The sequence below is a fragment of the Hydrogenophaga sp. genome (genome assembly GCF_041633695.1).
In the GTDB taxonomy this organism is placed as follows: domain Bacteria; phylum Pseudomonadota; class Gammaproteobacteria; order Burkholderiales; family Burkholderiaceae_C; genus Hydrogenophaga.
Map to the genome: position 1 here is coordinate 1 of NZ_JBFJMY010000315.1, position 5,044 is coordinate 5,044.

General features: G+C 63.5%; 5 protein-coding genes. All 5 read right to left on the minus strand.

Features of this window, described 5'->3' with window-relative positions; all coding sequences use genetic code 11:
• Positions 1–357: phosphoribosyltransferase (locus ABYB95_RS16835; protein ID WP_372659712.1), on the minus strand; the 357-nt coding region annotated here is incomplete at its 3' end.
• A 67-nt stretch (positions 358–424) separates the two neighbouring features.
• Positions 425–1,813 (minus strand): adenylosuccinate synthase, encoded by a 1,389-nt coding sequence (locus ABYB95_RS16840; protein ID WP_372659713.1) that lies wholly within the window; start codon positions 1,811–1,813, stop codon positions 425–427.
• 13 nt (positions 1,814–1,826) lie between these two features.
• Entirely contained in the window at positions 1,827–3,002 is a 1,176-nt protein-coding gene (locus tag ABYB95_RS16845; protein WP_372659716.1) for an ATP phosphoribosyltransferase regulatory subunit, read from the minus strand.
• 286 nt (positions 3,003–3,288) lie between these two features.
• Positions 3,289–4,173: a protease modulator HflC gene (gene hflC / locus ABYB95_RS16850; protein ID WP_372659714.1), complete on the minus strand. Its 885-nt coding sequence runs from the start codon at positions 4,171–4,173 to the stop codon at positions 3,289–3,291.
• Between the two features lie 37 nt (positions 4,174–4,210).
• Positions 4,211–5,044: FtsH protease activity modulator HflK (hflK, locus tag ABYB95_RS16855; RefSeq protein ID WP_372659715.1), on the minus strand; the 834-nt coding region annotated here is incomplete at its 5' end.

The window sequence follows — 5,044 nt, forward strand, 5'->3', positions numbered from 1 at the left end:
GTAGTTGCTCTTCAGCATCTCCACCACGGCTTTGAGCGTGTGGCCGGAGTCGGCCAGATCGTCCACCAGCAAGACCTTGCCCGCGATTTCGCCCTTGGGTGTGGTGATGAAGCGCGCGATGTCCAGATTGCCCTGCACCGTGCCCGCGCTGGCACGGTAGGAGCTGGTGGACATGATGGCCAGGGGCTTGTTGAAAATGCGCGAAAGAATGTCGCCGGGGCGCATGCCGCCACGTGCCAGACACAAAATGACGTCGAAATCCCAGTCGGACTGGTAGACCTTGAGCGCCAGCTTTTCGATCAGGCTGTGGTACTCGTCATAAGACACGTACAGGTGTTTTCCGTCTTCGGTCAGCATGCGGGCTCCGTGTGGAAGGGTCGGGTTCGATTTTGCACGATGGCGGGCCGAAATGGGCGGGTAAGCGTCAAGCGCGGTAGGGGTGCTTGAGCAAAATGGTGTGGTCGCGGTCCGGGCTGGTGGAGACGATGTGCACCGGCACGCCGGTGGTCTCTTCGATCCGCCGCAGGTAACGCTGGGCATTGGCGGGCAGGTCTTCGTAGCGCGTGACGCCCACGGAAGAATCGCTCCAGCCGGGAATGGTCTCGTAAATGGGCTTGCAGCGCGCGATGTCCTCGGCACCCAGCGGCAGGATGTCGATCACTTCACCGTCGAGCTCGTAGCCGGTGCACAGCAACAGCTCCGACAGGCCGTCCAGCACGTCGAGCTTGGTGATACACAAACCGGTGAGGCCATTGACTTGGGCCGAGCGCTTCAGCAACGCAGCGTCGAACCAGCCGCAGCGGCGGCTGCGCCCGGTGGTCACGCCTTTTTCTGCACCCACGGTGGCCATGTGCCAGCCGGGCGTGCCCTCTTTTTCCCAATCGAGCTCGGTCGGGAACGGGCCACCGCCCACCCGCGTGCAATAGGCCTTGGTGATGCCCAACACATAGTGCAGCATGCCAGGACCCACACCCGAACCGGCGGCGGCGTTGCCAGCGACACAGTTGCTGGACGTGACGAAGGGGTAGGTGCCGTGGTCGATGTCGAGCAGCGTGCCTTGCGCGCCTTCAAACAGCAGATTGGCGCCAGCACGGTGGGCATCGTTGAGCTCGCGCGACACGTCGGCGATCATGGGCTTGAGCAGTTCCGCCTGCGCCATGGCTTCGTTGTACACGGCGTCGAACTGGATCTCGCCGTTCTGCATGTAGGCCGCGATTTTTTCGTCCCAGACCATGCTGGCCGAACCCAGCCAGGTGGTGAGCAAGTGGTTGTGCAGCGCCAGCAACTCGCGCAGCTTGGCCGCGAAGCGATCCGGATACTTCAGGTCTTGCACGCGCAGGGCACGGCGTGCGATCTTGTCTTCGTAGGCGGGGCCGATGCCACGTCCGGTGGTGCCGATTTTGGCGTTGCCCGCTTTTTCCTTGGCCGCTTCGCGTGCGATGTCGATCGCGGCGTGGAACGGCAGAATCAAAGGACAGGCTTCGCTCACGCGCAAACGCGAACGCACCTCGACACCCGCTTTTTCGAGGCCGGCGATTTCTTCGAACAACTTGCCGGCCGACAACACCACACCGTTGCCGATGTAGCACTTGACCCCGGCGCGCATGATGCCGCTGGGAATGAGGTGCAGCGCGGTTTTCACGCCGTTGATCACCAAGGTGTGACCCGCGTTGTGACCGCCCTGAAAGCGCACCACGCCCTGCGCGGACTCGGTCAGCCAGTCCACCAGCTTGCCCTTGCCTTCATCGCCCCATTGCGTGCCCACCACCACCACATTGCGCCCGGGAATCAAGGCGCCATTGCTGTTCGTCATCTGCTGTTTCCGTTCAAATGTTCTTGACTGTCCATGCGCCACCCTGTGCCGCATCGGGCACCAGCTGGCGGTCGCATCGGAATTCATCCAACTCGTCTTCGTGACCTGGGAGCACGCACACCACCGTGTGTCCGCTCGCGCGCAGTTCCGCCACAGCCTGACGCAAGCCCGCGTCCATGCTCCAGGGCGCGCGGATGGCGCCCAACAGCGGGCGCGGTGCCAGCGCCGACACCAGCTCCTTGAGGTCGAGGCTGAAACCCACTGCAGGGCGTTTGCGACCAAACACCGCACCCACTTCGTCGTAGCGGCCACCGCGTGCCAGCTCGACCGACTGGGTCTGGGCCGCACCCGACTCTTGTGAGAAGAGCGCAAAGCGCATGCCTGTGTAATAGGCGTAACCGCGCAGGTCGGACAAGTCGAACGAGACGTCCAGCCCCTGCACGTGCGACGCCAGCCAGGCCAGTTGGTCCAGCGCCTCGTGCAACGCCGGGGAAGGCTGCAGGCAGCGCCGCGCTTCGTCCAGCACCGACACGTCGCCAAACAGGCGCGGCAAGGCCTGCAAATCGTTGCGCACGGACTCTGGCAGGTCGCGCGACAGGATCTTGATTTCGGCCGCGTCCTTGGCTGCCAGCGCAGCATGCAGACGCGAAACCAAGTCTGGCTTGGCCGCCAGCGGAGCGAGCACCGCGTCGATCACCCGCACATCGGCCATGTCCAACAAAGGGCGCTGCACGCCTGCGGCGTTCAAGCAGGCGCGCGCCAGTTCGATCACTTCCAGATCGGCTTCCAGCCCGGCGTGGCCATAAATTTCCGCGCCCAGCTGCAAGGGTTCGCGGCTGGCCAGCGGACGATCGATGCGGGTGTGCACCACCGGGCCGCAATAGCTCAGCCGCGCCACCCCTTGGCGGTTGAGCAAATGGGCGTCGATGCGGGCCACCTGGGGCGTGCTGTCCGCGCGCAAGCCCAGGGTTCGGCCCGAAAGCTGATCCACCAATTTGAAGGTTTGCAGATCCAGGGCTTCACCGGTGCCGGTGAGCAAGGACTCCAGATGCTCCAGCAGTGGCGGCATGACCAGCTCGTAGCCATAGCCACGCGCGGTGTCCAGCAATACCCTGCGAAGTTCTTCGATGTGCCGCGCCTCGGAGGGCAGGACATCGGCAATGTGATCCGGAAGGACCCAGGCTGACATGGGCATGGTGTGGTGCTGTTAAAAACGTGATTTTACCGGGCCGCCAGACACGCTCCGCAGTTTCGCCTTCGGCGCGGTTCGCGCAAGGCAAGGCTCAGGCGTGCTGTCGGGCCGGGCCACCGTGCCGCGCCCTGGTTCGGGCGCACATGCGCGCTAGCGGGATCGGCAAAGGGTGCGGTGGGTGGCGGACCGGGCAGGCAGCGCTACCCAAGGGCGCGGTGCAGCGAAAAATGGCCCAGCGGAGAAGCGGCGTCAAAGTGGCGCAGGTCCTGGAGGACCGGGCCGCTTATTTGGCGACGTTGCTGCTGCGCATGGCCTTGAAGAAGTCCGAACTCGGATCGATCACCAGCACATCGGACTTGCTGCTGAAACTGGACTTGTAGGCTTCCAGGCTGCGGTAGAACTGCGCAAATGCCGGATCGCGCCCAAAGGCCTGGGCGTAAATCGCAGCGGCTTTGCCGTCGCCGTCGCCCTTCACCTTTTGCGCATCGCGGACCGCGTTGGCCACGATGACTTCGCGCTGGCGATCGGCATCGGCACGGATTTTTTCGCCCTCGGCAAAACCGGTGGAGCGCAGTTCGTTGGCCACGCGTTTGCGCTCCGCCTCCATGCGGTCGTAGACCGACTTGGTGATGTCCGCCACATAGTCCACGCGGGTGATGCGCACATCGACCACGTCCATGCCCCAGGGCTTCTCAACCCCACGCACGGCAGCCAACACCTGGCGCTTCACGTCCTCCATCAACTCTTCGCGGCGGGTGGACAGCAATTCGTTCACCGTGCGCTTGTTGACTTCCTGCTGGAACGAGTTGCGCACCACGCGGTTGAGCTGCAAGGCGCCGGCCCGTTCGTTGACGCCGACGTTGCGGATGTACTGCTGCGGCTCGCTGATGCGCCAGCGCACATACCAGTCGATCACCACGCGTTGCTTTTCCGCCGTGAGCGTGGGCTCGGTGTCGGTGCTCTCCAGGGTGAGCAGGCGCTTGTCGATGTAGGACACGTTTTGCACCAGCGGGATCTTCCAGTTCAGGCCCGGTTCGGTCACGACCTTCTTGATCTGACCCAACTGGAACACCACGCCGAATTGGCGCTGGTCCACTACAAACAGCGTGGCGCTGACGATCCCCAGTGCCACGAGCACCGAGGTGATGATGAAACCCAATTTATTCATGTCTTGACTCTTTGATCGCTGGATGTCCGAACGCTGCTCAGCGGCTCTCGCGCTCGCGCGAGCGGGCCGAGTTGTCGGGTATGCGCGGTGTTGTCGCCGGGACCGAACTGGTGCCGGGGCCAGGGGCTGCAGCGGTCTGCCCCGTCATTTGCATGATCTTGTCCAGCGGCAGGTACAAGAGATTCGATCCCGACTTGCTGTCCACCAACACCTTGGTCACATTGCCGTAAATCTTCTCCATGGTGTCCACATACATGCGGTCGCGTGTGACCTGCGGCGCCTTCTGGTACTCGCTCAGCACCGAACTGAAGCGGTTGGCATCACCCTCGGCCTGTGCCACGATGCGGGCACGGTAGCCTTCGGCTTCCTCCGTCAAGCGAGACGCTGCGCCACGGGCACGTGGGATCACGTCGTTGGCATACGCCTGGGCTTCGTTCTTGGCGCGTTCGCGCTCCTGCCCGGCCTTGAGCACATCGTCGAACGCGGCTTGAACCTGCTCGGGCGGGCGCACACCGTCTTGCTGCAGGTTGATACCCACCACGTCGATGCCCACCTTGTAGCGGTCCAGCATGGATTGCATCAGCGTGCGCACACGCGGGGCAATCTGGTCGCGCTCCTCGGCCAACGCGGCATCCATCTTCATCTTGCCGACCACCTCGCGCAGCGCGGTCTCGGCCACCTTCACCACCGAAGCATCGGGGTCGCGGCTTTCAAACAGAAAAGCCCGGGCGTCGTTCAGACGGTATTGAACCGCGAACTTGATTTCAACAATGTTCTCGTCCTCGGTCAGCATGGCGGATTCGCGCAAGCCGGTGGCGGCGACGATGTTCTCGCGGCCCACGTCCACCGAGCGGATCTGCGTCACGAACAC